21 protein-coding genes are annotated in these 24,481 nt (G+C 74.0%); 12 read left to right on the top strand and 9 right to left on the bottom strand.

Annotated elements, in window-relative coordinates; translation table 11 throughout:
• Nucleotides 1-12: 12 nt before the first annotated feature.
• The gene (locus OG738_RS33255; protein WP_329047019.1) at nucleotides 13-600 is read right to left on the bottom strand and encodes a TetR/AcrR family transcriptional regulator; all 588 of its coding nucleotides are present in this window, start codon (nucleotides 598-600) and stop codon (nucleotides 13-15) included.
• Between the two features lie 86 nt (nucleotides 601-686).
• Between OG738_RS33255 and OG738_RS33250 the strand changes: the two genes are divergently transcribed.
• From OG738_RS33250 to OG738_RS33225, 6 genes are all read left to right on the top strand, one after another.
• The gene (locus OG738_RS33250; protein WP_329047017.1) at nucleotides 687-1,979 is read left to right on the top strand and encodes a cytochrome P450; all 1,293 of its coding nucleotides are present in this window, start codon (nucleotides 687-689) and stop codon (nucleotides 1,977-1,979) included.
• Nucleotides 1,976-2,866 carry an alpha/beta fold hydrolase gene (locus tag OG738_RS33245; protein ID WP_329047013.1) on the top strand — a complete coding sequence of 297 codons (891 nt, stop codon included), beginning with the start codon at nucleotides 1,976-1,978 and terminating at the stop codon, nucleotides 2,864-2,866. The genes OG738_RS33250 and OG738_RS33245 overlap by 4 nt, the downstream gene beginning before the upstream one ends.
• Nucleotides 2,850-3,695, top strand: coding sequence for an SDR family NAD(P)-dependent oxidoreductase (locus OG738_RS33240; protein WP_329047011.1), 846 nt, complete (start codon nucleotides 2,850-2,852; stop codon nucleotides 3,693-3,695). Before OG738_RS33245 ends, OG738_RS33240 begins: the two co-directional genes overlap by 17 nt.
• Nucleotides 3,692-5,167: a flavin-containing monooxygenase gene (locus tag OG738_RS33235; RefSeq protein WP_329047009.1), complete on the top strand. Its 1,476-nt coding sequence runs from the start codon at nucleotides 3,692-3,694 to the stop codon at nucleotides 5,165-5,167. The genes OG738_RS33240 and OG738_RS33235 overlap by 4 nt, the downstream gene beginning before the upstream one ends.
• A 33-nt stretch (nucleotides 5,168-5,200) precedes the next feature.
• On the top strand, nucleotides 5,201-6,067 hold the full coding sequence (locus tag OG738_RS33230; RefSeq protein WP_329047008.1) for an NAD(+)/NADH kinase: 867 nt from the start codon (nucleotides 5,201-5,203) through the stop codon (nucleotides 6,065-6,067).
• Nucleotides 6,068-6,370: 303 nt separating this feature from the next.
• The gene (locus tag OG738_RS33225; protein WP_329047006.1) at nucleotides 6,371-7,099 is read left to right on the top strand and encodes a DUF998 domain-containing protein; all 729 of its coding nucleotides are present in this window, start codon (nucleotides 6,371-6,373) and stop codon (nucleotides 7,097-7,099) included.
• Here OG738_RS33225 and OG738_RS33220 read toward each other — a convergent pair.
• Nucleotides 7,096-7,440 carry a DNA polymerase ligase N-terminal domain-containing protein gene (locus OG738_RS33220; RefSeq protein ID WP_329047004.1) on the bottom strand — a complete coding sequence of 115 codons (345 nt, stop codon included), beginning with the start codon at nucleotides 7,438-7,440 and terminating at the stop codon, nucleotides 7,096-7,098. The genes OG738_RS33225 and OG738_RS33220 overlap by 4 nt on opposite strands.
• Nucleotides 7,441-7,636: 196 nt before the next feature.
• Here OG738_RS33220 and OG738_RS33215 point away from each other — a divergent pair, with 196 nt between their 5' ends.
• Complete coding sequence (locus OG738_RS33215; protein WP_329047002.1) at nucleotides 7,637-8,632, top strand: YdcF family protein; 996 nt, start codon at nucleotides 7,637-7,639, stop codon at nucleotides 8,630-8,632.
• Here the strand turns inward: OG738_RS33215 and OG738_RS33210 are convergent.
• From OG738_RS33210 to OG738_RS33195, 4 genes are read right to left on the bottom strand one after another with little or no spacing between them, the layout of a single operon-like run.
• The gene (locus OG738_RS33210) at nucleotides 8,629-9,021 is read right to left on the bottom strand and encodes a RidA family protein (protein WP_329047000.1); all 393 of its coding nucleotides are present in this window, start codon (nucleotides 9,019-9,021) and stop codon (nucleotides 8,629-8,631) included. The genes OG738_RS33215 and OG738_RS33210 overlap by 4 nt on opposite strands.
• Nucleotides 9,022-9,052: 31 nt before the next feature.
• On the bottom strand, nucleotides 9,053-10,234 hold the full coding sequence (locus OG738_RS33205) for a glycosyltransferase (protein WP_329046998.1): 1,182 nt from the start codon (nucleotides 10,232-10,234) through the stop codon (nucleotides 9,053-9,055).
• A 55-nt stretch (nucleotides 10,235-10,289) separates the two neighbouring features.
• Complete coding sequence (locus tag OG738_RS33200; RefSeq protein WP_329046996.1) at nucleotides 10,290-11,150, bottom strand: SDR family NAD(P)-dependent oxidoreductase; 861 nt, start codon at nucleotides 11,148-11,150, stop codon at nucleotides 10,290-10,292.
• Nucleotides 11,117-12,130 carry an alpha/beta hydrolase gene (locus tag OG738_RS33195; RefSeq protein ID WP_329046994.1) on the bottom strand — a complete coding sequence of 338 codons (1,014 nt, stop codon included), beginning with the start codon at nucleotides 12,128-12,130 and terminating at the stop codon, nucleotides 11,117-11,119. The genes OG738_RS33200 and OG738_RS33195 overlap by 34 nt, the downstream gene beginning before the upstream one ends.
• A gap of 402 nt (nucleotides 12,131-12,532) precedes the next feature.
• Here OG738_RS33195 and OG738_RS33190 point away from each other — a divergent pair, with 402 nt between their 5' ends.
• Genes OG738_RS33190 through OG738_RS33175 form a run of 4 tightly spaced genes read left to right on the top strand, consistent with a single transcriptional unit; the run spans nucleotide 12,533 to nucleotide 20,748 of the window.
• The gene (locus OG738_RS33190) at nucleotides 12,533-13,147 is read left to right on the top strand and encodes a hypothetical protein (protein ID WP_329046992.1); all 615 of its coding nucleotides are present in this window, start codon (nucleotides 12,533-12,535) and stop codon (nucleotides 13,145-13,147) included.
• Nucleotides 13,148-13,181: 34 nt separating this feature from the next.
• Nucleotides 13,182-14,885 (top strand): fatty acyl-AMP ligase, encoded by a 1,704-nt coding sequence (locus tag OG738_RS33185; RefSeq protein ID WP_329046990.1) that lies wholly within the window; start codon nucleotides 13,182-13,184, stop codon nucleotides 14,883-14,885.
• Nucleotides 14,882-19,300, top strand: coding sequence for a type I polyketide synthase (locus tag OG738_RS33180; RefSeq protein WP_329046988.1), 4,419 nt, complete (start codon nucleotides 14,882-14,884; stop codon nucleotides 19,298-19,300). The genes OG738_RS33185 and OG738_RS33180 overlap by 4 nt, the downstream gene beginning before the upstream one ends.
• Nucleotides 19,297-20,748 carry an MFS transporter gene (locus OG738_RS33175; RefSeq protein WP_329046986.1) on the top strand — a complete coding sequence of 484 codons (1,452 nt, stop codon included), beginning with the start codon at nucleotides 19,297-19,299 and terminating at the stop codon, nucleotides 20,746-20,748. The genes OG738_RS33180 and OG738_RS33175 overlap by 4 nt, the downstream gene beginning before the upstream one ends.
• Before the next feature lie 162 nt (nucleotides 20,749-20,910).
• Here OG738_RS33175 and OG738_RS33170 read toward each other — a convergent pair whose 3' ends face one another.
• Nucleotides 20,911-22,050, bottom strand: coding sequence for a DICT sensory domain-containing protein (locus tag OG738_RS33170; RefSeq protein ID WP_329046984.1), 1,140 nt, complete (start codon nucleotides 22,048-22,050; stop codon nucleotides 20,911-20,913).
• 189 nt (nucleotides 22,051-22,239) lie between these two features.
• Nucleotides 22,240-22,701: an SRPBCC family protein gene (locus tag OG738_RS33165; RefSeq protein WP_329046982.1), complete on the bottom strand. Its 462-nt coding sequence runs from the start codon at nucleotides 22,699-22,701 to the stop codon at nucleotides 22,240-22,242.
• A gap of 107 nt (nucleotides 22,702-22,808) precedes the next feature.
• On the opposite strand from OG738_RS33165, the gene OG738_RS33160 reads away from it, so the two are divergent.
• Nucleotides 22,809-23,246: a DUF4383 domain-containing protein gene (locus tag OG738_RS33160; protein ID WP_329046980.1), complete on the top strand. Its 438-nt coding sequence runs from the start codon at nucleotides 22,809-22,811 to the stop codon at nucleotides 23,244-23,246.
• On the opposite strand, the gene OG738_RS33155 is transcribed toward OG738_RS33160, so the two are convergent.
• Complete coding sequence (locus tag OG738_RS33155; protein ID WP_329046978.1) at nucleotides 23,197-24,441, bottom strand: glycosyltransferase 87 family protein; 1,245 nt, start codon at nucleotides 24,439-24,441, stop codon at nucleotides 23,197-23,199. The genes OG738_RS33160 and OG738_RS33155 overlap by 50 nt on opposite strands.
• Between the last annotated feature and the right edge of the window lie 40 nt (nucleotides 24,442-24,481).

Here is a 24,481-nt window from a genome sequence, read left to right as displayed (position 1 = left end):
CGGCGAGCGGACTCAGGCCGGGCCGAGCAACGCGATCGACGCCCGCACGGCCACCTCCGTCACGTCCTCGGCTCGCCCGCCGTCCTCCACCGTGGTCGCGATCAGCTCTCGCAAGCCGCCCAGGAGCATGATCGCCAGCTGGCGGGACGGCGGGCTGATCCCCGCCGCGCGCAACGCGGGCGTGTCCGTCAGGCGCTGGGTCATCGCGATGAAGCCCTCCATCGCGTCGCGCTGGAGGTCGCGGGCCTGGGCACCCAGTGCCGGGACGTCGCGGATCCAGCTCAGCGTGATCGCCGGCTCGGACTCCGCGCAGGCGATCCACGCCTCGATCGCCTGGCGCACCTGAAGGGCCCACGGCGCGCGCGGGTCGACGGCGTCGGAGATCTGCTGGATCATCGCGCGGTTCGCCTCCGCCAGCAGCGCGATCAGGCACTCTTCGCGGCTGGAGAAGTGTTCGTAGAACGTCCGGCGGGACGTGCGGGCTCGGCGGACGACGTCGGCGACCGTCGTGTCGCGGAACCCGCTCTCGGTGATCGACGCCGCCAGTCCGTCCAGCAGCCGCTGCCGGAACCGGCGGGTGTCGACGTCCACGGAAGTCACGCTACAACCCCCTCCTCTTGAACGTCGATGGTACACCGGCGTACCATACCGACGGTACGCTCGCGTACCACCTTCCGGGAGGGTCGATGACGACCATGACCACCGCGGCGACGCTGCCGCCGGGGCCGACCGCACCCCGCGCCGTTCAAGGCGCCTACGCATTGACGTTCCCGCTGCGGGGCATGCGGCGGCTGAAAGAGCGCTACGGCGACGCCTTCACCGTGAACGTCCCGATCTTCGGCCGCGCCGTCGTGATCAGCGACCCGGGCGAGATCAAGCAGCTGTTCACCTCCGGGCCGGACCTCGTCGACAACCTCGAGGTCAACCTGGGCCGGGTGCTCGGCCCCCACTCGATGTTCGCGTTGTCCGGCGACGACCACAGAAGGCAGCGCAAGCTCCTCGTCCCGCCCTTCCACGGCCGCCGCCTCGCGGCCTACGAGAAGATCGTCGAAGAGGAAACGGTCCGTGAGCTGGTGAGCTGGCCGGACGGAAGAGCGTTCGCGACCCTACCGTCGATGATGCGGATCACGCTCAACGCCATCCTCCGCGCGGTGTTCGGCGCCGAGGGGGCCGAGTTCGCCGAGCTGCGCGAGCTGCTCCCGCCGTTCGTCACCCTCGGCTCCCGGCTGGCCGTCGCGCCGATCTCCAAGAAGGGCCGTTTCAACCCCTGGCGCCGCTTCGAAAAGATGCGCCGCCGGTACGACGCGATCGTCGACCGCCTGATCGCCAAGGCCCGCCCCGACGGCGACGACGTCCTCGCGATGATGCTGCAGACCCGCTACGACGACGGGTCCGGCCTCAGCCGCGACGAGATCTCCGACCAGCTCCTCACCCTCCTCACCGCCGGGCACGAAACGACGGCGACGACGCTGGCCTGGGCGGTCGAACGCCTCCGCCGTCACCCCGCGCTGCTCGACGAACTCGCGAACGACGACGGGAAGCTCCTCGACGCCACGATCCTCGAGGTGCAGCGCACCCGCCCGGTCATCGACCTCACCGCCCGGCAGGTCAAGCAGGACGGCTTCCGGCTCGGCCGCTGGACGCTGCCGAAGGGGTACGCGGTCCTCGTCAGCATCGCCCTGATCCACGACGACGACGCGGTGTTCCCGCACGCGGCCACCTTCGATCCGCATCGCTTCGAAGGCGCGCGCCCGGACCTCTACCAGTGGATCCCGTTCGGCGGCGGCACGCGCCGCTGCCTCGGCGCCGCCTTCGCGACCATGGAGCTGACCGTCGTGCTGCGGACGTTGCTGCGGGACTTCACGCTCGAGCCGACGACCGAAGCCGGCGAACGCCGGCACTCGCGGGGCGTCGCCTACGCCCCCGCCAAGGGCGGCCGCGTGATCGTGCGCCGCCGGAGCACCGGAGGGGATTCGTGACCGAAGAGATCGCCGACACCGGCCGGGGGATTTCCCTGTCCTACGAACGGATCGGGGACCGCGGCGCCGACCCGCTGCTGCTCGTCGCCGGGCTGGGCCAGCAGCTGCACAGCTGGCCGGACGCGTTCTGCGCGCAGCTCGCCGACCGCGGCTTCGAGGTCGTCCGGTTCGACAACCGCGACGCCGGGCGCTCGACGCACCCGCGCTTCCGGCCGTCGAGCCTGCCCGCGATGGTCGCCGGCCGCTTCCCGCCGGAGCAGTACGACCTCAAGGACCTGGCCGCCGACACCGTGGGCCTGCTCGACGCCCTCGACGTCGAGACCGCCCACATCGCGGGCGTGTCCATGGGCGGCATGATCTCCCAGACCGTGGCGGCGCTGCACCCGGCGCGCGTCCGGACCCTGACGTCGATCATGTCGACGACCGGGTCCCGGCTCATCGGCCGCCCGGCGCTCTCGACGTTGCGGCTGATGGGCGCGAAGCCGCCGAAGTCCCGCGACGAAGCCGTCGAAAGCGCCGTGAAGATGTTCCGCCACATCAGCTCGCACGGCTTCCCCTTCGACGAAGCGTGGGTGCGGGAGAAGGCCGGGGCGGGCTGGGACCGCGATCCGACGGCGGGCGGCGTGGGCCGTCAGCTCGGCGCGATCCTCAAGTCCGGCAACCGGACGGCGTGGCTGAAGAAGATCACCGCGCCCACGCTGGTGATCCACGGCGACCGCGACCGGATGGTCCATCCCACCGGTGGCGCCGCCACGGCCCGCGCGATCCGCGGCGCCCGCCTCGAAACCGTTCCCGGCATGGGCCACGACCTGCCCGCGGGCGCGTGGCCGGTGCTGCTCGACCTCATCGGCGACCACGCGAGAAGCAGCGATGTCACGGCCCCGTAGCATTACCGGCCGTCCGGTGGTGATCACCGGCGCGGCGTCCGGCATCGGCCGGGCACTGGCCACCCGGTTGTCCCGCCTCGGCGCGCCGGTCGCCCTCGCCGACGTCGACGAAGACGGCTTGAAAGCCACTGCCGCGGCGCTGCACGGCCGTGTCCTCACGCGCGTGCTCGACGTCCGCGACGCCGCGGACCAGCTCCGGTTCGCCGACGAGGTGCGTGAGTGGCTCCCGGCGCCGCTGGCCGCGGTCTTCAACAACGCCGGTGTCGCGGTCACCTCGAGCGTGCTCGACGCCGTGCCCGAGGACGACGACTGGCTGCACGACATCAACTTCCGCGGCGTGGTGCACGGGACGCGGGCGTTCCTGCCGATCCTCGCCGAGCAGGGCGAAGGCGCGATCGTCAACACCTCGAGCGTGTTCGGCCTGCTCGGGATGCCGTACCAGAGCGCCTACTGCGCGGCGAAGTTCGCCGTCCGCGGCTTCACCGAGTCGCTGCGGCAGGAGCTGGCCGGCAGCGCGGTCCGCGCGATCACCGTGCACCCGGGCGGCATCACGACGAACATCGCCCGCAACGCCCGGGTCCGCCGCGACCCCACCGGGCTGGGCCGCTCGCGCGAGGAGATGGCCGCGCAGTTCGAGGCCATGACGATGACGTCGCCGGACAAGGCGGCGGCGATCATCCACACCGGCGTCGACCGCGGCAAGGCCCGGATCCTCGTCGGTCCGGACGCCTACCTGTTCGACGCGCTCGCCCGCGTCACCCCCACCCACTACAACGCCGTGCTCACGCGCCTGCTGAAGCGTCCGCGGCGGACGGAGGCCGTGCGATGACCGAGCACGTCGAGGTCCTGATCGTCGGCGCCGGGCTGTCCGGCGTCGGCGCCGCCCACCACCTGCGGACGGCGTTCCCGCGCAAGACGTACGCGATCCTCGAAGCCCGCGACGCCATCGGCGGCACCTGGGACCTGTTCCGCTACCCGGGCGTCCGGTCCGATTCGGACATGCAGACCCTCGGCTACCGGTTCCGGCCGTGGACCAGCGAGACGGCCATCGCCGACGGCCCGTCGATCCTGGCGTACGTCCGCGACACCGCCGCCGAGGCGGGTATCGACCGGCAGATCCGGTTCGGGCACCAGGTGGTCCGCGCCGAATGGTCCACAGAGGACGCTTTGTGGACGGTCGAGGCGGCGCACGACGGCGAGCCCGTCCGGTTCACCGCGAAGTTCCTCTACCTGTGCAGCGGCTACTACGACTACGCGGGCGGCCACACACCGGAGTTCCCGGGCATCGAGAACTTCGGCGGCACGGTCGTGCACCCGCAGCACTGGCCCGCGGACTTGGACTACACCGGCAAGAAGGTCGTCGTGATCGGCAGCGGCGCGACGGCGGTGACGCTCGTCCCGGCCATGACCGACCGCGCCGAGCACGTGACGATGCTGCAGCGCTCCCCCACCTACATCCTGTCGCTGCCCTCGGAGGACGCGCTGGCCAACCGGCTGCGCGGACTGCTCGGCGCGCGGCTGGCGTACCCGATCGCGCGCTGGAAGAACGTCGCCGTGAGCACGCTGATCTACCAGCTGAGCCGGCGCCGCCCGGGCGTGGTCAAGGCGATGATCCGCAGGGCCGCGATGAAGCAGCTGCCGCCGGGGTACGCCGTCGACACGCACTTCAAGCCGCGCTACCAGCCGTGGGACCAGCGGCTGTGCCTGGTGCCGGACGGCGACCTGTTCCGCTCGATCCGCCACGGCGACGCGTCGATCGTCACCGACCGGATCGCGTCGTTCACCGAGACCGGGATCCGCCTCGAATCGGGCGACGAGCTGCCCGCGGACGTCGTCGTCACGGCCACCGGGCTGCGGCTGCTGGCCTTCGGCGGCATCGACCTGGTCGTCGACGGCGACCCGGTCAAGCTGCCGGAAACCATGGCGTACAAGGGAATGATGCTCAGCGGCGTGCCGAACTTCGCGTTCACGATCGGCTACACGAACGCGTCGTGGACGCTCAAGGCCGACCTCGTCGGCGAGTACGTCGTCCGGCTGCTGCGCCACCTCGACCGCCACGGGTACGACCAGTGCGTGCCGGTCAACGACGATCCGGCGGTCACCGAGCGGCCGCTGCTCGACTTCGACGCGGGGTACGTGCTGCGGTCGATCGACGAGTTCCCGAAGGCCGGGTCGCGGGCGCCGTGGACGCTGGGCATGAGCTACGCGCACGACGTCGTCAAGCTGCGGCACGGCCGGATCGACGACGGCGCGCTGCGCTTCTCGCGACGACGGGCGGGAGCGGGCAGACTGAGCGCATGACGCTCGGTACTCTGCCCGCCCGGGGCCGCTGACATGCACTCCGCGGGACTCGTGCTGCACCCCCGCCGCGACTCGGCGGCCGCCGTCGAAGCCGTGCTCGGCTGGGCCGGCAACCGGAACATCGAGATCCTCGGCATCGCCGACGAGATCGTCCGCCTGAACTGCGCGGCGATCGGGGTGACGCCCGAGGAGCTCGGCCGCCGGTCCGACCTGGTGGTCAGCCTCGGCGGGGACGGCACCATGCTGCGGGCCATGCGGCTGGCCGACGGGCAGCGCGCGCCGGTGCTCGGGGTCAACCTCGGCAAGCTGGGCTTCCTGGCCGAGGTCGACGTCCCCGACCTGCCGGACGCCCTCTCGGCCATCGACGACCACCAGTTCACGGTGGAGCCGCGGCTGGCCGTGGACGCCGTGCTGGAGGGGCGGAAGATCACGGCGTTCAACGACATCGCCGTGGTCCGCGTCCCGGGTGAGGGCAGCGCGGTGGTCGCGGTCCGCGTCGGCGGCCAGCCGTTCGTGAGCTATTCGGCGGACGCGGTGGTCGTCGCCACCCCGACCGGCTCGACGGCGTACAGCTTCTCGGCGGGCGGCCCGATCACCAGCCCGGCGGTGGAGGCACTGCTGGTGACGCCCGCGGCGCCGCACTCCGCGTACAGCCGGGGCGTGGTGCTGTCGGTGCACGACGACGTGACGCTGGAGCTGCTGCCGACCAGCGGCAGGCTGGCGGTGGAGGTCGACGGCCAGGTGGCGGGCTACGTGTCGCCGGGCGACTGCCTGGACCTGCGCGCCCGCCCGAGCGCGGCGCGGGTGGTGCGGCTGGGGATGACGACGTTCTACCAGCGAGCGCGCCGTAAGCTGCGGCTCACGGACTCCGCGGAGATCCCCCAGGACGGCGAGCACTGAGCGGTCGCTTTCCCGGGAAGCGACGCCCGCGACCCGGACCGAGCGGCTGCGCGGGGCCCTGCGAGGCGAAAGCCGGCGGCGGCGAAGCAGGCCACCGGGCACGAGGCCGACCACGAGCGCGGCCGGACCGCGGGCGCGGAGCCAACGGCGCCGCCAGCCGACTCACCAGGCCGGGCCAGAGGCCGCCGCGGAGCACCAGCGATCACCGCCACCGCCCCATCACCGACATCTGTACGTGTGCCGCGTCACATCTCGGACGTGTCCCGCGATGGTCACGAAACGGTCACGGGTAGCGTCCCCGGCTTGCGCCTGAACCAGCCGAGCCGTCCGGGAGTGTCCCTCTACATGCTGTCGCCCGCACCCGTCCGTCCCTCCCTCCGCGCCCGGCTGCTCGTGCCCGGCGCGCTGGCCACGCTCGCCACCGCGATGGCGCTGCTCGTCGTGCTGCACCTCGACCGGCGGCTCGCGCCGCTCGATCCGGTCAGCTCGATGCTCAGCGACTACGCGCTGAGCCCGGGCCGCTGGATGTGGGACGCCGCGCTGCTGCTCACCAGCACCGGCTCGGCGCTGCTGCTGGTCGCGCTCTACCGCCGGGGCCTGCTGGCCAACCCGGCGCTGGTGGCGGCGAAGGCGCTGTGGTGCGTCAGCCTGCTCGCGGTCGCCGTCTTCGCCAAGGACCCGCAGGGCGGCGCCATCACCGCCACCGGCAAGATCCACCTCTACGCCTCGGCCGTGACGTGCCTGAGCCTGCCGATCGTCGGCTGGGCGCTGGGCCGCCGTCACCGCGACGACCCCCGCTGGCGCCGTTTCGCCACCTGGTCGCGGCGGCTGGCGCTGGCCGCGATCCCGTTCTACCTGCCGTTCATCGTGCCGTTCGCGGTGAACGTCGTCCTCGGCGGCCATCTCCCGACCGTCGCGACCGGCCTGGTCGAGCGCCTGATGATGGTGCTGGAGATCGCGCTGCTCGCCGTGCTCGGCCGCTGGGCACACCGCGCGATGCGCGGACAGCGGCCGACGCTCCCGACGGTCTAGCCGGGCTGCTCACGCGTCCGGTGCAGGAGCCAGTCGCGATCGGTGCGGATCAGCGCGTACCGGACCGACTCCGTCCGGCCGTGCAGGGTGAACAGGATCCGCTTGTCCGTCCGGTCGTGCTCCTCCCACCAGCCGGTGTCGGCGACCTTCTTCGTGTCGTCCTCGTACGCGAGGTGGTCGAGCGCGTGATCGGGCACCGCGACCGCGAGCCGGTTGCCCGCGGAGTCCGGCGGCAGGCCGCGCGGCACCGCCCACGAGCGCAGCACGCCGTTCTCCTCCAGCCGGAGGTCGAAGTGGTGCCGCGGGCGCCAGTGCTCGTGCAGCACGAAAGCCGGTCTCACCCTTCCACCATGCCAGAACCGCGTGCGGCCACCCGTTTTCCGGCCGGTCGAACCGCCCATCCGAGGACTTGACCCGATCCGGAAACGCCCGCACGGTGGGGTCCGGCCGCCGGCCTGCGCGTCACCGCGCCCCGGTGGGCGCGCGCCGGGTCCGCGTGCTCTACGTTGGCCTCTTCGCGGGAGGTGGGGAGGCCGGGTGAGCGTCACCGACGTCGTGCTGCCCGGCTGCGCCGCGGTGGCGCTGCTGGTGTTCGCGGTGCGGCTGGCCCGCGAACCGCGTCGCCTCGGCAATGCCGTCTGGCTCGGCGTGGCGCTGCTGCTGACCGGGTTGTGGCTGCTGCGCGCGGCTCTGCACCTGGAGTGGCTCGCCCCGGTGCTGGGCGTGCTGGTGGCGGTCGTCGCGCTGCTCGTCGCGGTGGTGCTGCCGGCCGCGCTGATCGTCAACGGCGTCCGGATGGTGCGGCGCGAAGGCCGGAGTCTCGCGAACTTGCTGTCCTTCGTGCTCGGCGTCGGCATGCTGACGCTCGACGGGCTGTTCTTCGCGCCGCTCGGCCGGTGGGGCTCGGCGCTGGTGGCGACGGCCGCGGTGCTCGCGTGCTACTTCGGGTTCCTGTTCGCGTCCCTGCTCGGCTATTCGATCCTCTACGGCAGGCTCGCGCGCCACACGGGCATCGACGCCGTCATCGTGCTCGGCTGCGGCCTGGCCGGTGAGCGTGTCACGCCGCTGCTGGCCGCCCGCCTCGATCGCGCGATCCGGCTGTACGAACGCGAACCGGCTCCCCCGCTGCTGGTGGTGTCGGGCGGCCAGGGCCCCGGCGAGACGATGACCGAAGCCGCGGCGATGCACGAGTACCTGCGCGCACACGGCATCCCGGCCGACCGGATCCGCCGCGAGGACCGCGCGACGACGACCGAGGAGAACCTCGAGTTCTCGGCGGAACTGCTGCCGGGCGGCGTGCGGCCGCACCGGGTGCTGGCGGTGACGAGCGACTACCACGTCTTCCGCACGGCGGTGGAGTGCCGCCGCCTTGGCCTGCCGTTCGACGCGACGGGCGCGCCGACCGCGCGGTACTTCCTGCCGAGCGCGCTGCTGCGCGAATTCGCGGCCTTGATCCTGCACTACCGCCGCACGACGATCGCGGCGTGCGTGCTGATCGTCGGCGGCGGCCTGGCACTGGCGCTCTTCGCCTAGGCAGGCACCGCGGCGATCGCTTCGACTTCCACCGTGTAGTCCGGCCCCGCGAGCGCCGCCACGACCGCGAGCGTCTGGGCCGGGAAGTCGCCGTCCGGGAACCACTTCGCGAACGCTTCGGCCTGCGCGGCGCGGTACCCGGCGAGGTGCTCGGTGCTCGCCAGTAGCGTCACCAGCTTGACGAGGTGCTCCGGACCCGCGCCCTCGGCGGTGAGGAGCGCCTCGAGGTTGGCGAAGATCTGCCGTCCCTGCGCTTCGGCACCCGTCGCGAGCGTGCCGTCGGGTGCCACCCCGAGCTGTCCGGCGAGGAAGACGAGCCGGTGTCCGGCAGGAACCTCGGCCAGATGGCTGTACCGCCCCAGCGGCGGCGCGACGGTCTCGGGATCCAACGGCGGGGCTTCACGCTGCCCATGATCGCACTCAGGCCAGCACCGAACACGCGTGGGCGACGCCGTTCTCCCGGCGCAGCCGGGCTCCGACGTACTGCGCGCCGCGCCGGTACAGCGGGTTGCCGGTCAGCTCTTCCAGTTTCGCCGTCAGCCCGGTCAGGTCGCCGAGCGGCCGGGGTCCCGCGCCGAGGCGGAACACGCGGTCGCCCCAGTAGGGCTGGTCGGAGAACACCGGGCAGACGAGCGTCGGCACCCCGGCGCGCAGCCCGGCCGCCGTGGTTCCCGCGCCGCCGTGGTGCACGACCGCCGCAGTGCGCGGGAACAGCCAGTCGTGCGGGACGTCCGCGACGGCCAGCACGTCGTCGTCGGCGAGGTCGGTGCCGGTGCCGAGCAGGCCGCGCAACCCGGCCTTCTTCAGGGCGCCGCGCACGACGGCGAGAGTCTCGTCGCTCGTCCGCATGCTGCCGAAGCCGACGTACACCGGTGGCGGCCCCGCGGCGAGGAAGTCGCGCAGCCGCGGGTCCGGGCGCCAGCCGGGGCCGGCGTCGAGGAACCAGTAGCCGGTGACGTGGACGCGGGCGGGCCAGTCGGGCGGCCGGGGCACGACGGCGTCGGAAAACCCGCACAGGACCGGGGAATCGCGCCGCGGCCGTTTCCCGGGGCGACCGAGGGTGTCCGCCCGCCAGCGGTCGATTTCCGGGCGCAGGAGCTGCCAGGCCAGTTCGTCGACGGCTTTGAAGCTCAGCTGACGGCCCCACGGTCCCAGCTTCCCCGCCCACGGGAGCAGCGGATGCGGGAAGGCGCGCGTCGGGATGCTGGGCTGGTAGTGCAGTTCGACGTTGGGGACGTCGAGGTGGGAGCCCAGGAAACCGAGGGTCGGGGCGAGCACGAGGTCGGCGCCCCGCGCACCGGTGTGCACGTCGGCGAGCAGGCGTTCGAGGACCGGCGTCACGGCTTTGCGGAGGCCGGTCACGAAGGTGATCGGGTTGCGGCCGGCGGTCCACGCTCGCCCGGCTTCGGAATCGAGCACCTCGCCCGGATCGGCGGAGAGGGGCGCGAAGCCGAGTCCGTTCGAGGTCACCAGCGCCTCGAACGCCGATGCGGCGAGCACGCGGACCCGGTCACCACCGGCCGCGAGTCCGCGTCCGAGGGCGACGCAGGGCTGGACATCACCCCGCGATCCCGGCGCGATGACGACGACCAGGCGGCTCATCGCGAAGCCAGGTGCCGAAGACCGAGCGCCACCCCACCCGGCCGAGAACCCGCGGTCATCGCTTCGCCGCCGTCAGCCGGTACCGCAAGCGAAACGGCAAGCTCGCCAGCACCGCCGCCACGCGGGCGTCGCCACCCACCAGGTACCTCGGCGCGGGGCGCCGAGCCGTCAGCGCGCGCACCACCACCTGGGCCGCGCGGCGCGGAGGCACTCCCGTCCTCGATGACCGCAACGCACTCCGCTCCGCCTCCGCCAGCTGCGCCCCGTACCGCTCGAGCCCCGCCGCCGGCAGCGTCGCGCGTACCTCCTCCGCCGCTTCGCGGGCCCGGGACCAGATCGCCGTCGCCACCGCGCCCGGCTCCACCAGGATGACGTCGATGCCCTCCGGGGCCAGCTCCGCGCGCAGGCTGTCGGTCAAGCCCACCAGGGCGAACTTCGCCGTGTGGTAAGGCCCGACCATCGGCCCCGCGATGCGGCCGCCGATCGAGCCCACCGTCACCACCCGCGCGATCGGCGAGACGCGCAGGGCCGGCAGCATCGCACGGGTCACCGCCAGCTGACCCGTCACGTTCACGTCGAGCTGCTCGCGAAACGCCGTGAGCGGCACGTATTCGAGCGGGCCCGGCCGCGCGAGACCGGCGTTGTTCACCAGGCCGCGCACGGGTCCCGCGGCCGCGACCCGCGCACCGCACTCGGCGATCGAGTCGACGTCACGCAGGTCCATCCGCAGCACGCTCACCGCGTCGCCGTAGGCGCGGTCCAGCTCCTTCTCGTCGCCGTCCGTCCGGACGCTCGCCCACACGTGCGCGCCGCGGCGGACCAGCTCCGCCACGCACGCCCGGCCGATCCCGCTCGACGCGCCGGTGACCACATAGGACGGCGTCACGACGTCACCACCCGCAGCATCCGCGGCCACGTCTTGTGCAGCTGCTCCTGCCAGTACGCCCACTGGTGGGTGCCCGGTCCGTAGAGCTCGGCGGTCACCGGGACACCGAGCGCGTGCAGCCGGTCGGCCATCGCCGTCGTCTGGCCGCCGCACAGGAACTCCAGCAGCATCGCCCCGGGCAGCACGTCGACCGGGAGCTTCGCGTCGAGCGGCCCCGGCAGGCCGTTGCCCGCCGACAGGTACAGCTCGGTGCCGCGCAGGCGGTCCGCGTTCACCACCGGGTCGTGCGCCTCCCACCGCGCCGGCTCCCGGCGGCGGTCACCCCAGAGTGCTTCGGGGTCGAGGTGGGCCGACGCGACGATCGCGTCGGTCAGCAGCTCGCCCGCCGGCCCGGCCGGGTTGAGGTTCCCGCTGTACGACGCGGCGTAGCGGAAGACGCCCGGCCGGCGCGCGGCGAGCTCGATCGCGCCGTAGCCGCCCAGCGACAGCCCGGCGGCGGCGCGCCGGCCGTCCCCGCGGTAGCCGCGGTCGACCAGCTGCGGCAGCTCGGCGGCGGTGAACGTCTCCCACTGGTTGAGCGCGAGGTCCTTGCCGTAGTTCCACCAGTCCGTGAAGAACCCCGCCGGGCCGGAACCCGGCATGACGACGAGGACGTCGGCGTCGTCGGCGAGGCGCCGGACGTCGGTGTTGGCGCTCCAGCCGCGGTAGTCCTGCAGCCGGGTCTCCCCCGCGAGCAGGTACACCGCCGGCCACTTCCGGTCCGGCTCGGCGGCCCAGTCCCGCGGCAGGATCAGCCGGACCATCGCGTAGGCGCCGACGCCGGTCGAGCGCACGGTCAGGTCGAGCACGCGGGCGTCACCGTCCACAGTGGACTCCGCGACGACGTGCGAGCCGTCGTCGCTGCGGGCGTCCGGCACGCCCGTCGCGGCCCGGGCGGGCACGCCGGGCAGCGTGCCCGCCACGGCGGCCAGTACCGCGGCGACCCGCAGCCACCTCGCGGATATGCGCATACGTCTTCCCTTCCGGAAAAGTGACGGCGATCACCCGGAAATGTCTTCGGGCGTGTGGCCAAGTTAGAGAACCGGCGCCGAAAACGCAATTGTCCAGTCTCGGACAATGTGAATGGCGAGCAAACAAACTCCCCCGCGGGGGTGAGTCGGCGAACACCCAGGGTGACCAAAGTCGGACGGCCGTGCCACAACCTCGGAGTTGACTGGCGAGTAACCTGCACTTTCCCAGGTCACGCCGTGTGCACACCCAACGTTTACGCGATCTTGAGGCCCTTACGGTAACCGATTTCCTGTCGTAGCCTTCCCCTGCCGCCGGGCTCGGCGGTCCTCCGACGCCTCCTCGGTGAAGGGTCTCAACGCGGCGACCACGTCCTCTCGAGAACACTTCCGAAAGGGTTGTCCATGGCTGCCCGAATTCGCTTTCCCCCGCTCCGCGCCGCGGCTCTCCTGGTCGCCGCGGTCGCGGTGACGAACATTTCCGGCTCCCCCGGAAAACCGGTGCCCCCTGCCGCGCTCCTGCCCGCCGCGGCGGTGGCCGGAACGGCCCGTGACGAGTTCGCCGTCACCACCGCACCGTCCACTCAGGACAGAGACGGCGGCTGCACCGCCGTGGTCCACGGCAGGCTGCTCGACGGCGGTCCGGTGGACGGCCAGGGCTTCCAGACGGCGGTCCCCGGCGGCCAGCTGTCCGAACTCGTCGCCCGGGCCCCCACCGACCTCACCGCCTGGACCGCGCAGGCCCGCCGCTGCGCCCAGGTCACCGTCGACGACGGGGACCTCCCGACGGTCTCGACCCTCACCCTCGCCACCCCGCCCGCGGTCCCCGGCGCGGAAACCCTGTCCTACCGGCAACTCCTGAGCCTGCCGGGCCAGTCCACCGGGCTGCGCCTGCGCACCGTCGCCATCGCCGCCGACGACGTCCTGCTCGTGCTCCGCGACGCCGGAGCGACCGGTCTCGACCTCGACACCCTGGCCGTCGCCGCGTGGCAGCACGCGAGCCCGCTGCTCGGCCGCTGAACCCGCTGAGCCGTCCAACCGCAAGGAGAACACGATGTCCCTGCAGCACCTCGGCGGCGCCACCCTGACCGCCTGCCTGCGCCACTGGGCGGCGACGACCCCCGACGAGCCCGCCGTGACCTTCGCCGACTTCTCCGTCGACCGCGACGGGCGGCGGCGCGGCCTGACCTGGCGGCGGCTCGCCGAGCGCGCCGACGCCGTCGCGGCCGCGCTCCCGGTCCGCCCGGGCGACCGCGTGGCCGTGCTCTGCCCGCAGGGCGCGGACTACGTCGCCGGGTTCCTCGGCGCGATCGCCGCGGGCGCGATCGCGGTGCCGCTGTTCGACCCGGGCCTGCCCGGTCACGCGGGCCGGCTGACCGCGGTGCTCGACGACTGCGCGCCCACGGCCGTCGTGACGACCACCGCCGCCCAGGCCGCGGTCGAGGACTTCCTCGACAGCGGTGTCCCGGTCGTCGCGGCCGACCGCCCGGGCCCGGTCCGCTCGTGGCCGGCGCCCGAAGCGTCCCCGGACGACATCGCCTACCTGCAGTACACGTCCGGCTCGACTCGCAGCCCGGCCGGGGTGGTGCTCACGCACGCGAACGTGCTCGCCAACGTGACGCAGGCGGTGCACGGCCTCGGCCTCGACCCGGCGACGGCCACGACGGTCTCCTGGCTGCCGCTGTTCCACGACATGGGGCTCGTCCTCGGCCTGATCACACCCCTCGCGCTCGGCCTGCGGTCGGTGCTGATGGACCCGCTCGCGTTCATCGAGCGCCCGGTCCGCTGGCTCGAACTGCTCGGCGACCACGCGGGCGCGTGGAGCGCCGCGCCGAACTTCGCGTTCCACTACTGCGCGAGCCGGGTGCGCGAGCCCGATCGCCTGCGCCTGGACCGCGTCGCGGGGATCATCAACGGCGCCGAGCCGATCAACCCGGACGTCCTCGACCGCTTCCACACCGCGTTCGCCGCCGCCGGGTACCGGCCCGAGAAGACGCGCCCCGCCTACGGCCTGGCGGAAGCGACCGTCTTCGTGACCACCGGCCCGGCCGCGGCCCCCAGCGTCACGACGTTCGACCGGGACGCCCTCGCCACCGGCACCGGGCGCCCGGCCGGCACCGGCGTCCGGCTCGTCGCCTGCGGGGTCCCGGCCGGCCAGCGGGTCGCGCTCGTCGACCCGCACACCGCCGTCGTGCTCGCGGACGGCGAGGTCGGCGAGATCTGGGTGCACGGGCCGAACGTCGGCGCCGGGTACTGGGAGAAACCCCTGGAGAGCACGGAAACCTTCGGCGCCCGCCTGGCCGGCGACCACGCCGGGCTGCCCGACGGCCCGTGGCTGCGCACCGGCGACCTCGGCGTCCGGCACGGCGGCGAACTGTACATCGCGGGCCGGATCAAGGACCTCGTCATCGTCGACGGCCGCAACCACTACCCGCAGGACGTCGAGGCCACCGCCGCGTCGGCCGACCCCGAGATCCGCCCTGGCAGCGTCGCCGCCTTCGCCGTCGAAGGCACCGAGACCGAGTCCGTCGTCGTGGTCGCCGAGCACCGTGCGCACGACACCTTGACCGAAGAGGCGGAACGCGCGCTCGTCAGCGCGGTCCGGCGGCTGGTCTCCGACGCGCACGGGCTCTCGCTGCGGGACGTGCTGCTCGTCCCCGCCGGGCGGGTGCCGCGCACGTCGAGCGGCAAGATCGCGCGCGGCGCCTGCCGCGACCGCTACCTCGCCGGCGACTACGGAAAGGCCCTGGCGCGATGAGAAACCCCGACACGCTGCGCCGCCGCCTGCTGGAGCTGGTCGCCGACCACACCGGCGCCGACGTCGAGCCCGACCGCCCGCTCGCCGACTACGGCCTGTCCTCCCGCCAGGCCGTCGGCCTCGCCGCGGACCTCGAAGACCTGCTCGGCACCCGGCTGCCCGCGACGCTGCTGTGGGAAAGCCCGACCGTCGACCACCTCGTCCGCAGCCTCACCTCCGGCGACCAGCCGGAGGTTCCCGCGACCGATCGGCGCCGGACCGATCCGGTCGCCGTCGTCGGCCTCGGCTGCCGCTTTCCCGGCGCCGACGGCCTCGACGAGTACTGGGGCCTCCTGCGCGGCGGCCGGGACGCCGTCCGGACCGCGCCGCCGGGACGGTGGGACGCCGGCGCCGCCCCGGTCGTCGGCGGGTTCCTCGACGACGTCGCCGGGTTCGACGCCGAGCACTTCGGCATCACCCCGCGCGAGGCGGCGACCATGGACCCGCAGCAGCGGATGCTGCTCGAAGTCACCTGGGCGGCGCTCGAGCACGCCGGGATCGCCCCGGCGTCGCTGCGCGGCAGCCGCACCGGCGTGTTCGCCGGGATCGCCACGCACGACTACGGCCACCTCACGCTGGCCGGCGCCGAACCGGACCTGTGGACGGCCACCGGAGCGGCCGGCAGCATCGCGGCCAACCGGCTGTCCTACGTCTACGACCTGCGCGGGCCCAGCGTGGCGGTGGACACCGCGTGCTCGTCTTCGCTGGTCGCGGTGCACCACGCCGTGCGGGCGCTGCGCGACGGCGAGGCCGACCTGACCCTCGCCGCGGGGGTGAACCTGATGCTCGTGCCCGGCCCGACGGCCGCGTTCGCCGCCGCGGGGCTGCTCGCCGGCGACGGCCGGTGCAAGACGTTCTCCGCCGGTGCCGACGGCATCGCCCGCGCGGAGGGCTGCGGCGTGGTCGTGCTCAAGCGGCTGGCCGACGCCGAGGTCGACGGTGACCGCGTGCTCGCCGTCATCCGGTCGTCGGCGGTCAACTCCGACGGCCGGTCCAACGGCCTCGCCGCACCGAACCCCGCGGCCCAGCAAGCGATGCTGCGCGACGCCTACCGCGGCGCCGGGCTCGATCCGTCCACTGTGGACTACGTCGAGGCGCACGGCACGGGAACCCTGCTCGGCGACCCGATCGAAGCCGGCGCGCTCGGCGCGGTCCTGGGCGCGGGTCGCCGGGCCGACGCACCCCTGCTGATCGGGTCGGTGAAGACGAACATCGCGCACGCGGAGGCGGCCGCCGGGATCGCCGGGCTGATCAAGGTCGTGCTCGCGCTGGCCCACGGCGAGCTGCCGCCGCAGCTGCACTTCGCCGCGCCGAACCCGCACATCCCGTTCGGCGAGCTGCGCTTGAAAGTCGTCACCGAGCCGACGCCGTGGCCGTCCTACTCCGGGCGGCCCGTCGCCGGGGTGTCGGCGTTCGGGTTCGGCGGGACCAACGCGCACGTCGTCCTGGAGCAGGCCGCGCCGATCGGCTTGCCTGCTCCGGGCGCCGGCGTCCGGATCGGGCTGCTGTCCGCCCGCACCCGCGACCGGCTCGCCGAGCGCGCGGCGCAGCTGGCGGACTGGCTGGACGCGGCGCCCGGCCGGTCGCTCGCCGACGTCACGCACACGTTGTTCCGGCGCGACAACGCCGAGCGGCACCGGGCGGCACTTGTCGCCGGCGACACCGCCGAGCTGGCCGCGCTGCTGCGGGCGGTGGCCGAAGGGGCCGATCCGCTGCCGGCGGGCGCGGCGACGGGGACCGCGTCGCCGGGCGAAGGACCGGTGTTCGTGTTCTCCGGGCACGGTTCGCAGTGGGCCGGGATGGGCCGCGGGCTCCTGGCCGCCTCGCCGGCGTTCGCGGCGCAGGTCGGCAAGCTCGGCGACCCGTTCACCGAGCACAGTGGACGGTCGTTGCGTGCGTTGCTCGCTTCCGGACCATCGTCGTTGCCCGAGACCCAGCTGGCGATCTTCGGGGTTCAGCTGGCGCTGGCGGCGCGCTGGGAGGCGTTCGGCGTCCGGCCGGCCGCGGTCGTCGGGCATTCGCTCGGGTCGGCGGCCGCCGCCGTGGTGAGCGGGGTCCTGACGGCCGACGAGGCCGTGCACCTGGTCTCGACCCGTGCCCGGCTGCTGGGGACCATCGGCTCGGGCGGCGCGATGGCCGCCGTCGAGCTGACGCCGTCGGACCTCCCGGCGGGTGTCGAACTGGCGGTCGACTCCGCGCCGGGACAGCTGACGGTGGCCGGGGAGGCGTCCGTGCTGGACGAGTTGGTCGCTTCGCTCACGGCTTCGGGAAAGACCGCCCGCCGGCTGCCCGTGTCGGTCGCCGGGCACTCGGGTTCGGTGGACCCGATCCTGGGCTCGCTGCGGGACGCGCTGTTGGAGCTGGGCGGCCGGCGGCCGCTGGTGCCGTGGTACGACACGGTCCTGACGGACCCGCGTTCGCTGCCGGACTTCGACGGGGGCTACTGGGCGGCGCACCTGCGTCGTCCGGTCCGCTTCCGCCAGGCGGTGACCGCGGCGGCCGCGGACGGGCACCGGGTGTTCGTCGAGGTGTCCCCGCACCCGATCCTGCGCGGCTCGATCGCCCGCACGCTCGCGGCGGCCGGGGTGGCGAACGCGGTGGTGACGGGCACGGTGCGCCGCGGCCAGGACGAGGTCCGATCGTTCGGAGCGGCCGCGGCGGAGCTGTACTGCGCGGGCACCCGCATCAAGCTGACCGCCCCGGCCGACGGCGCCCGGCTGGCGGACGTCCCGCCGATGCCCTGGCGGCACGAACGCCATTGGTACACGGACGTTTCCGCGACGGCGACGGTCGCGGGGCTTAGCCAGTCAGCACCTGCCTCCGCAGTGTCGGCCGCGGCTCGCAGCGAGCCAGCACCTTCCCCGGCAGCGTCGGTCGCGGCTCGCAGCGAACTAGCACCTGCCCCCGCAGCGTCGGTCGCGGCTCGCAGCGAACTAGCACCTGCCCCCGCAGCAACGCTCGCGGCTCGCAGCCAGCCGGTCCCCGCGGCCGAGGCGGATCCGCTCGGCGCCCGGACCGACCAGAAAGCCGCTCGCACCGCCGGAGCCGGGTCGCCGGCCGAGCGAGCGTTCCGCACTGAGGCGGATTCGCTCGCGACCCGGCCCGGTCGGCTCACCGAGATCGTCGCCGCGATCATGGGGCTTTCGCCCGATCGTCTCGAAACCGACGTCCCGCTCGTCGACCTCGGCCTCGACTCGCTCATGGCGAACCGGATCCGCGAAGCTGTCCGGCGGGAACTCGGCGCCGAACCCGACACCGCCGCCGTGCTGCGCGGGGCCTCCCTCGCCGACCTGAACCGCGACCTCGCGCCCCGCGACGACGACACCCCGCGCCCCGGCCGCGGGCGGGCCTGGGACGCCGCCGACCGCCTGGTCCTCCGGCTCTGGCGCGAGCACACCGGCGAAGAGGCACCCGGCACCCACGTCCGCCTCGCCGGCGACGACCGGCTCGCCCACCTGCTCGCCACCGGGCTCACCGGTGCGCTCGACACCCCGATCGACGCGGCCGACCTGCTCCGGCACGACTCCCTGGCCGCCATCGCCGACGTCGCGCGCGCCGTCCTCGACACGCGCGAAGCCCGCGGCCCGGTGCACGTCCTCCACCCCGGCGACGCCGGAGCGGCGCCGCTGCTGCTGTTCCACCCCGGCGGTAGCACCTGCACCGTCTACCGGCCGCTGCTCGACCGGCTCCCCGCCGGCGTGCCGTGCGTCGGGTTCGAACGCGTCCCCGGCACCAGCATCGAAGACCGCGTCGAACGGCTGCTCCCGCTGGTCCGCGCGCGCCTGCCGCACGGGCCCTACCGGCTGGCCGGGTGGTCGTTCGGCGGCGCGCTCGCCTACGGCGTCGCGTCCCGGCTCGCGGACGAGGGCGAGGACGTCGAGCTGGTCGCCCTCGTCGACACCATGCTGCCGCTGCCGGAACCCGGCCTCGACCCGCGCGCGTCGTCGGCCCGGCGGTTCCTGCGGTTCACCGGCTACGTCGAAGGCACGTACGGCCGGGCGGTCCGCCTCGGGCCCGACGAGCTGACGCCGCTGCCCGAGGAGGAGCAGATCGAGCTCACCATGCGACGGGTCGCCGAAGCCGGGTTGCTCAGCCCCGGCGTGCTGCGGCACCAGCGTCAGTCCTTTTTGGACACGCTGGCCGCCGAACGCGGGACCCCACGGCCCTACGGCGGCCGCGTGGTGCTGTACCGGGCGACCGAGCCGTACGCCGCCGGGCTGGCGATGGAACCGCGTTACTCCCGCAGCGACTCCGCGGCCGGGTGGGCGGACCTCTGCCCGCGCCTGGAGATCGTGCCGGTCCGCGCGCACCACCTGTCCGTCATCGACCCGCCGCACGTCGACGTCGTCGCGCGGCACCTCGCGAGGCTGCTGTGAGCCGGCCGCTGCTGGCCGTGCTCGGCGCGGGGCTGTTCCTGGTGGCCGTGGACGCGACGGTGCTGCACGTCGCCCTGCCCGACCTCGTCCGGGACCTGCGGCCGGGCGCGGCGGCGCAGGTGTGGATCGTGGCGGTCTACCCGCTCACGGCGGCGCCGCTGCTCCTGCCCTCCGGCACGCTCGGCGACCGCTTCGGGCGGCGGCGCGTGCTCGTCACCGGCTACGCCGTGTTCGGGGCGGCGTCGCTCGGCTGCGCGTTCGCGCCGAACGTCGCGGCGCTGATCGCCGCCCGCGCGGTGCTCGGCTGCGGCGGCGCGATGATCATGCCGGTGACGATGTCGCTGCTGCGGGAGCTGTTCCCGGACCGCCGCCGTCGGCGCACGGCGATCGCGGTGTGCAGCGGCATCGCGGGCACCGGCTCGGTGTTCGGACCGGTGCTGGGCGGCGTGCTCGTCGAGGCGTGGGGCTGGCGGGCGACGTTCCTGGTCAACCCGCCGGTGATCCTCGCGGCGGTGGTCGCGGCACTGCGCCGGCTGCCGCGCTCGCCGCCCGGACGCGGCCACTGGGACGCGCTCAGCGCCGTGCTCGCGGCGGGCGGCGTGCTCGGGATCGCGTTCGCCGCCGGGCCGTCGGGGGGCGGGCTCGGCGCGGGCGTGGCCGGGTGTGTCCTCTTGGGACTGTTCGTGCGCCGGCAGCGTTCTTCGCCGTCGCCGCTGCTGGACCTGGCGCTGTTCCGCCGGCCGGGGGTGCCGGGCGCGGTGGGCGGGGTGCTGCTGGTGATGAGCACGCTGGTCGGGCTCGGATTGCTGCTGGCGCAGTACCTGCAGGTGGTGCTGGGCCTGTCCCCGACGGCCGCGGCGGCCCGGCTGCTGCTGGTGCTCGGGGCGTCGGCGGTGGGCAGCGTGACGGCGCCGGCGTTGCTCGGCCGGTTCGGCAACTCGGTGGTCCGCACCTCGGGCTTCGCGGTCGCCGGGGGGTCGCTGGCCGTGCCGGCGGCGGGTGGCCTGACGTCGTGGTGGCTGGGCGCCGCGCTGATCGGGTCGGGGTTCGGGATGGCGCTGGCGCTGACGTCGAGCACGGACACGCTCCTGACGGCCGCCGCGCCGGACCGCGCGGGCGGCGCGGCGGCGGTGGAGAAGACCGGGTACGAGCTGGGTGCGGGCCTGGGAACGACGGCGTTCGGTTCCCTGGCGGCGGCGGTGTACGCACGGCATCTGGTGCTCCCCGCCGGCACTCCCGACGCGGCGGCCCGGCTCGCGGAGGCAGGCCCCGCACAGGCGCAAGCGGTGGCGCGCGGGCCGGCCGCGGACGCGCTCCTCGCCGCTGCACGGTCGGCTTGCACCGCGGGGGTGCAGGTCTCAGCCGGTGTCGCTTGTGGACTCTTCATCCTCGCCGCTGCGGTTGCGGCCCTCCGCCGAGCCGGAAGCGAAACGTCCCACGCAGTATAGGTCGTTATACACACTGCGGTGGGTGACGAACCGGGCATCTCTCGTGACTGGAGCGGCATCACGCGTGATCAGAGGGGCATCTCGCGTGATTGGCCGGGCATCGGCGTGATGCCCCTCTGATCACGCGTGATGCCCCGGGAATCACGTGTGATGCCCCGGGCGTCAGCGGAACCACGCCCCCGCTCCCGAGCGCAGCACCAGGCGCTGCGGCTCCGGCGGGATCGGGAGCGAGCCCTGGCTCGGCGGCCACCACGCCACCGCCGGGACTTCGCGCAGCTGGGCCCGGAGCTTCTGCAGCGGCAACGGACGCTGGCGGGTCAGCAGCGTCGTCGTGCGGGGATGCAGGTCCACGAACGGATAGGTCGCGTGCAAGGCCGCCAGCCGGCGCTCCAGGTGCCGGCTGCGGGACGTCAGTTCCGCGCCCGGCACCGCCGGCTGGACCACCAGGAACTCTCCCGGCCCGAGCCGGACCGCGCGATCGAGGGGACGCAGTCCGCCGCGCAGCAGGTCGGCGATGTTCTGCTCCGTGTGCAGCCGGACGCGGGTGCCGTGCCGCCGCTCGACCGCGGCCGGGTCGTCGACCGCGACCAGCACCAAGCCGAGCGGCACGGTGTCCGTCGCGTCGCCGAGCCAGCGCGTGAGGCCGGCCAGGGTGTCGAGCCCGGTGTCCGGGTCGATCGCCGGGCCCGGGACGGCCGGGACCGACGCGCGGGCCTCGTCCAGCCGGGACGCCACGTGCCGCAGCGCCGCCTCCGCCCGGCTCTCGACGTCGACGGCCGCCGGCGCCTGCACCGAAGCCAGCACCTCGCCGACCTTGCGCCGGACCGCCGGGGGCAGGCGCTCGCCCATCGCGTCGCGGAGCCGGACGACCTCCGCGTACGCCTCGTCGCGGCGCAGGCCCCAGCGGCCGCGGAACAGCCGCGCCCGCTCGACCGACGACGCCTGCGGGTCGACCTCGGCCAGGTCCTGCGCGACGACCGAGGCCCCGAACGTCGGCGACAGCACGGCGACCGACCACTCGCGCGCCATCGGCTCGTCGGGGCGCAGCAGCACCGGCGTGACGCCGTGCGGGAGGTCGGGCCGGCGGGAGTCGACCATGCCGACGACGGTGACCGCCGCCTTCCGCGCGATGCGCGCGTACATCTCGCGTTCGCGTTCGAAGTACGGCAGCCGCTGGAACAGCGCGAACACCACGGTGTCGGCGCCCGTCCCGTCGGCGAGCGCGGCGCGCTCGACCGCGTGGGACGCGGTCACCAGGGCGCGTTTGGACAGCACGCCAGCGCGCTGGTCTGCGTCGGGCACGGAGGATCACCTTCGCCGGGGAAAGGGAGGCAATCACCGTAAAAGAGCAAGCCCCGCTCGACTAGCCACACAATGGTGGGAAATCAGAAGTGGCGACGATCAGCCGCCCGGGCGACGACCTCGTCACGATCCGCAAGCCTTTCCGGGCGCCCTGCGGACCCGCGGCAACGCCTGCGGGCCGTTCCCACCTCAGCTCGACGAGTCCTTCTCGGCGTCGTAGGACGTCCAGCCGCCGTGACCTTCGGCCGCTTCGACGTCGGCGTCGGCGGTCGCCGCGTGGGTCATCGCCGCCACCGTGCGCTCGAGACCCTGCTGGACCTCGCCGCCGCCCGCATCGCGGAAGCTGTGCAGCGTCACGGTGATCTCCGACGACGCCGGGCCGTCCTCGGCGATCCGCAGTTCGCCGTGGTAGTCGTCGGGGCCTTCGGCGCCCCACGACAGCGAGCGGTTCGCCGCGTCGGTGTGCAGCCACGCCTCGCCCGCGACGCGCTTGCCGTCGACCTCCGCCTCGACGTGCACGCTGTCGCCGCCCGTCGGCTCGGCGACCTTCATCTCCGGGAAGTACCGCGGCAGGTTCTCCGGGTGGCTCAGGAAGGCGAACAGCTCGTCGGCGGGGACGTCGGCGGTCGCGGTGTGGCGGTACACGGTCATCGTCAGCTCCTCGTCGGCGGGCGGATCGCGTCCCGGTTACCCGGCCGCTTGCCGAACAACCCCTGAAGAAGTGCATTAAACGGGCCCGCGCGGGGAATCCGGACACCATGACGGCCACCGAACCCGAGACCCGGGTGCCGAAGCGGGGCCCCGCGCCCGTGCAGGGCATGGGCATGCTGATCGGCCTGCTGTTCCTGATGCTGGGCGCGTTCGAGCTGATGCCGGGGGTCACGGTCGGCGAAGGGACCTCGCGGGCCCTGTTCGGGGTCTTCGCGGTGTCGGGGACGTGGACGCTGGTGCACCTGCTGACCGGCGCCGCCGCGGTGTTCTGCACGCGCTCCTCGCGCGCCGCCGCCCGGTTCCTGCTCGTCGCCGGCGCGTGCTACGTCGTGGCCGGCCTCGCCGGGCTGCTGCCGCTGCCGCGCGCGGTCACCGACGTGCTGCCGCTGAACACCGCCGGGATCTGCCTCGCACTGGGGTTCGGCACGGCGATGCTCATCCTCGGAGCGGGCTGGCTGTGGCGGCGGCAGGAACGGCGCCGCTGAGGTCGTCCGCCGGCCGCGGGAACCGCACCAGCACCGCCGTGACCAGCACCGCGAGTCCGAAGAGGACATAGCCGTTGCCGGTCAGCTGCTGGAAGAACGACCAGTCGAGCTCGACTTCGCCGCCGCGCGGCCACCACCACTGCGGGCCGGCCACGAACAGCACCGCGCCCACCCCGGCCACGACCGCGAACGCGCGTCTGCGCGAGCGGCGCGCCAGCTCGGCCCAGCCGAGCAGCACGACGACGGCCCAGACCCAGTGGTGCGTCCAGGAAATCGGCGAGACGAGCAACCCGCCGACGGCGTTCAGCCCGAGCGCGACGACCTGCTCCCCCGCGGCCAGCGCGCGCCGCACGCCCAGCACGGTCAGCACGAGCACGACGGCCACCAGCGGCAGCCACCACGCGGTCCGCGCGTCCGCGGGCACCCCGGCCCTGGCGAGCAGTCCCAGGAGCGACTGGTCGCCGGCGTAGGTCGGTTCGCCGACGCGGCCGGTGTCCCACAGCGCGCCGGTCCAGTACCGCACCGAGTCCGCGCCGGCGAGCAGGAAGCCCAGCGTCGTCGCGGCCAGGAAGGTGACGGCGCCGGTCACCGCCGCTCGGGTGTCGCGGCGGAGCAGGAAGTACAGCAGGAAGACCGCGGGTGTCAGCTTGATCGCGGCGGCGAGGCCGATCAGCAGGCCGCGGGGCCACCGCGGGGTGTCGACCAGGACGTCGAGGACGACGAGCGCGAGCAGCAGCAGGTCGATCTGCCCCGCGTACACCGTCCGCAGCACCGGCTCGAGGACTTCGGCGGTCAGGAGCAGCACGCCGACCCGGCGCCAGTCACTGCGGGTACCCAGCGCGCGGAGCACCGTGGCCAGCACCACCGCCAGGAGACCGAGCGTCCCGGCGGTGACGACCAGGCAGGCGGCCCAGTACGGCAGCACCGCCAGCGGCGCCAGGACGATCGCCGCGAACGGCGGGTAGGTGAACAGCAGCGACTGGCCGTCGCCGGTGGTCGGCAGGACGCCGTACAGCGCGTCGCCGTGCAGCAGCGCCGCCGACCCGAGCCGGTAGACGTCCAGGTCGACGCGGTAGGCGGGGAACCGCCACCGGCCGCCGTTGTACGACACGAGCAGTGCCGCCAGCACGAGCGCCTGGGCGCCCAGCAGCACGTACGCGTTCCCCAGCCTGGCCCGCACTCCCCCGCCGATCACCCTGGCATTCTGTCGGGTCCCCGCGCGGGGGCCATCCGGG

This window comes from Amycolatopsis sp. NBC_01488 (assembly GCF_036227105.1).
In the GTDB taxonomy this organism is placed as follows: domain Bacteria; phylum Actinomycetota; class Actinomycetes; order Mycobacteriales; family Pseudonocardiaceae; genus Amycolatopsis.
The sequence above is the reverse complement of the archived record's forward strand: the minus strand, read 5'-3'. Positions and strand labels throughout refer to the sequence as shown.

Bases quoted from the DNA above. Each gene is read 5' to 3' on its own strand.
- OG738_RS33250 (WP_329047017.1), top strand. From the start codon at position 687: ATGACGACCATGACCACCGCGGCGACGCTGCCGCCGGGGCCGACCGCA.
- OG738_RS33240 (WP_329047011.1), top strand. From the start codon at position 2,850: ATGTCACGGCCCCGTAGCATTACCGGCCGTCCGGTGGTGATCACCGGC.
- OG738_RS33235 (WP_329047009.1), top strand. From the start codon at position 3,692: ATGACCGAGCACGTCGAGGTCCTGATCGTCGGCGCCGGGCTGTCCGGC.
- OG738_RS33230 (WP_329047008.1), top strand. From the start codon at position 5,201: ATGCACTCCGCGGGACTCGTGCTGCACCCCCGCCGCGACTCGGCGGCC.
- OG738_RS33205 (WP_329046998.1), bottom strand. From the start codon at position 10,234: ATGAGCCGCCTGGTCGTCGTCATCGCGCCGGGATCGCGGGGTGATGTC.
- OG738_RS33195 (WP_329046994.1), bottom strand. From the start codon at position 12,130: ATGCGCATATCCGCGAGGTGGCTGCGGGTCGCCGCGGTACTGGCCGCC.
- OG738_RS33190 (WP_329046992.1), top strand. From the start codon at position 12,533: ATGGCTGCCCGAATTCGCTTTCCCCCGCTCCGCGCCGCGGCTCTCCTG.
- OG738_RS33185 (WP_329046990.1), top strand. From the start codon at position 13,182: ATGTCCCTGCAGCACCTCGGCGGCGCCACCCTGACCGCCTGCCTGCGC.
- OG738_RS33180 (WP_329046988.1), top strand. From the start codon at position 14,882: ATGAGAAACCCCGACACGCTGCGCCGCCGCCTGCTGGAGCTGGTCGCC.
- OG738_RS33165 (WP_329046982.1), bottom strand. From the start codon at position 22,701: ATGACCGTGTACCGCCACACCGCGACCGCCGACGTCCCCGCCGACGAG.
- OG738_RS33160 (WP_329046980.1), top strand. From the start codon at position 22,809: ATGACGGCCACCGAACCCGAGACCCGGGTGCCGAAGCGGGGCCCCGCG.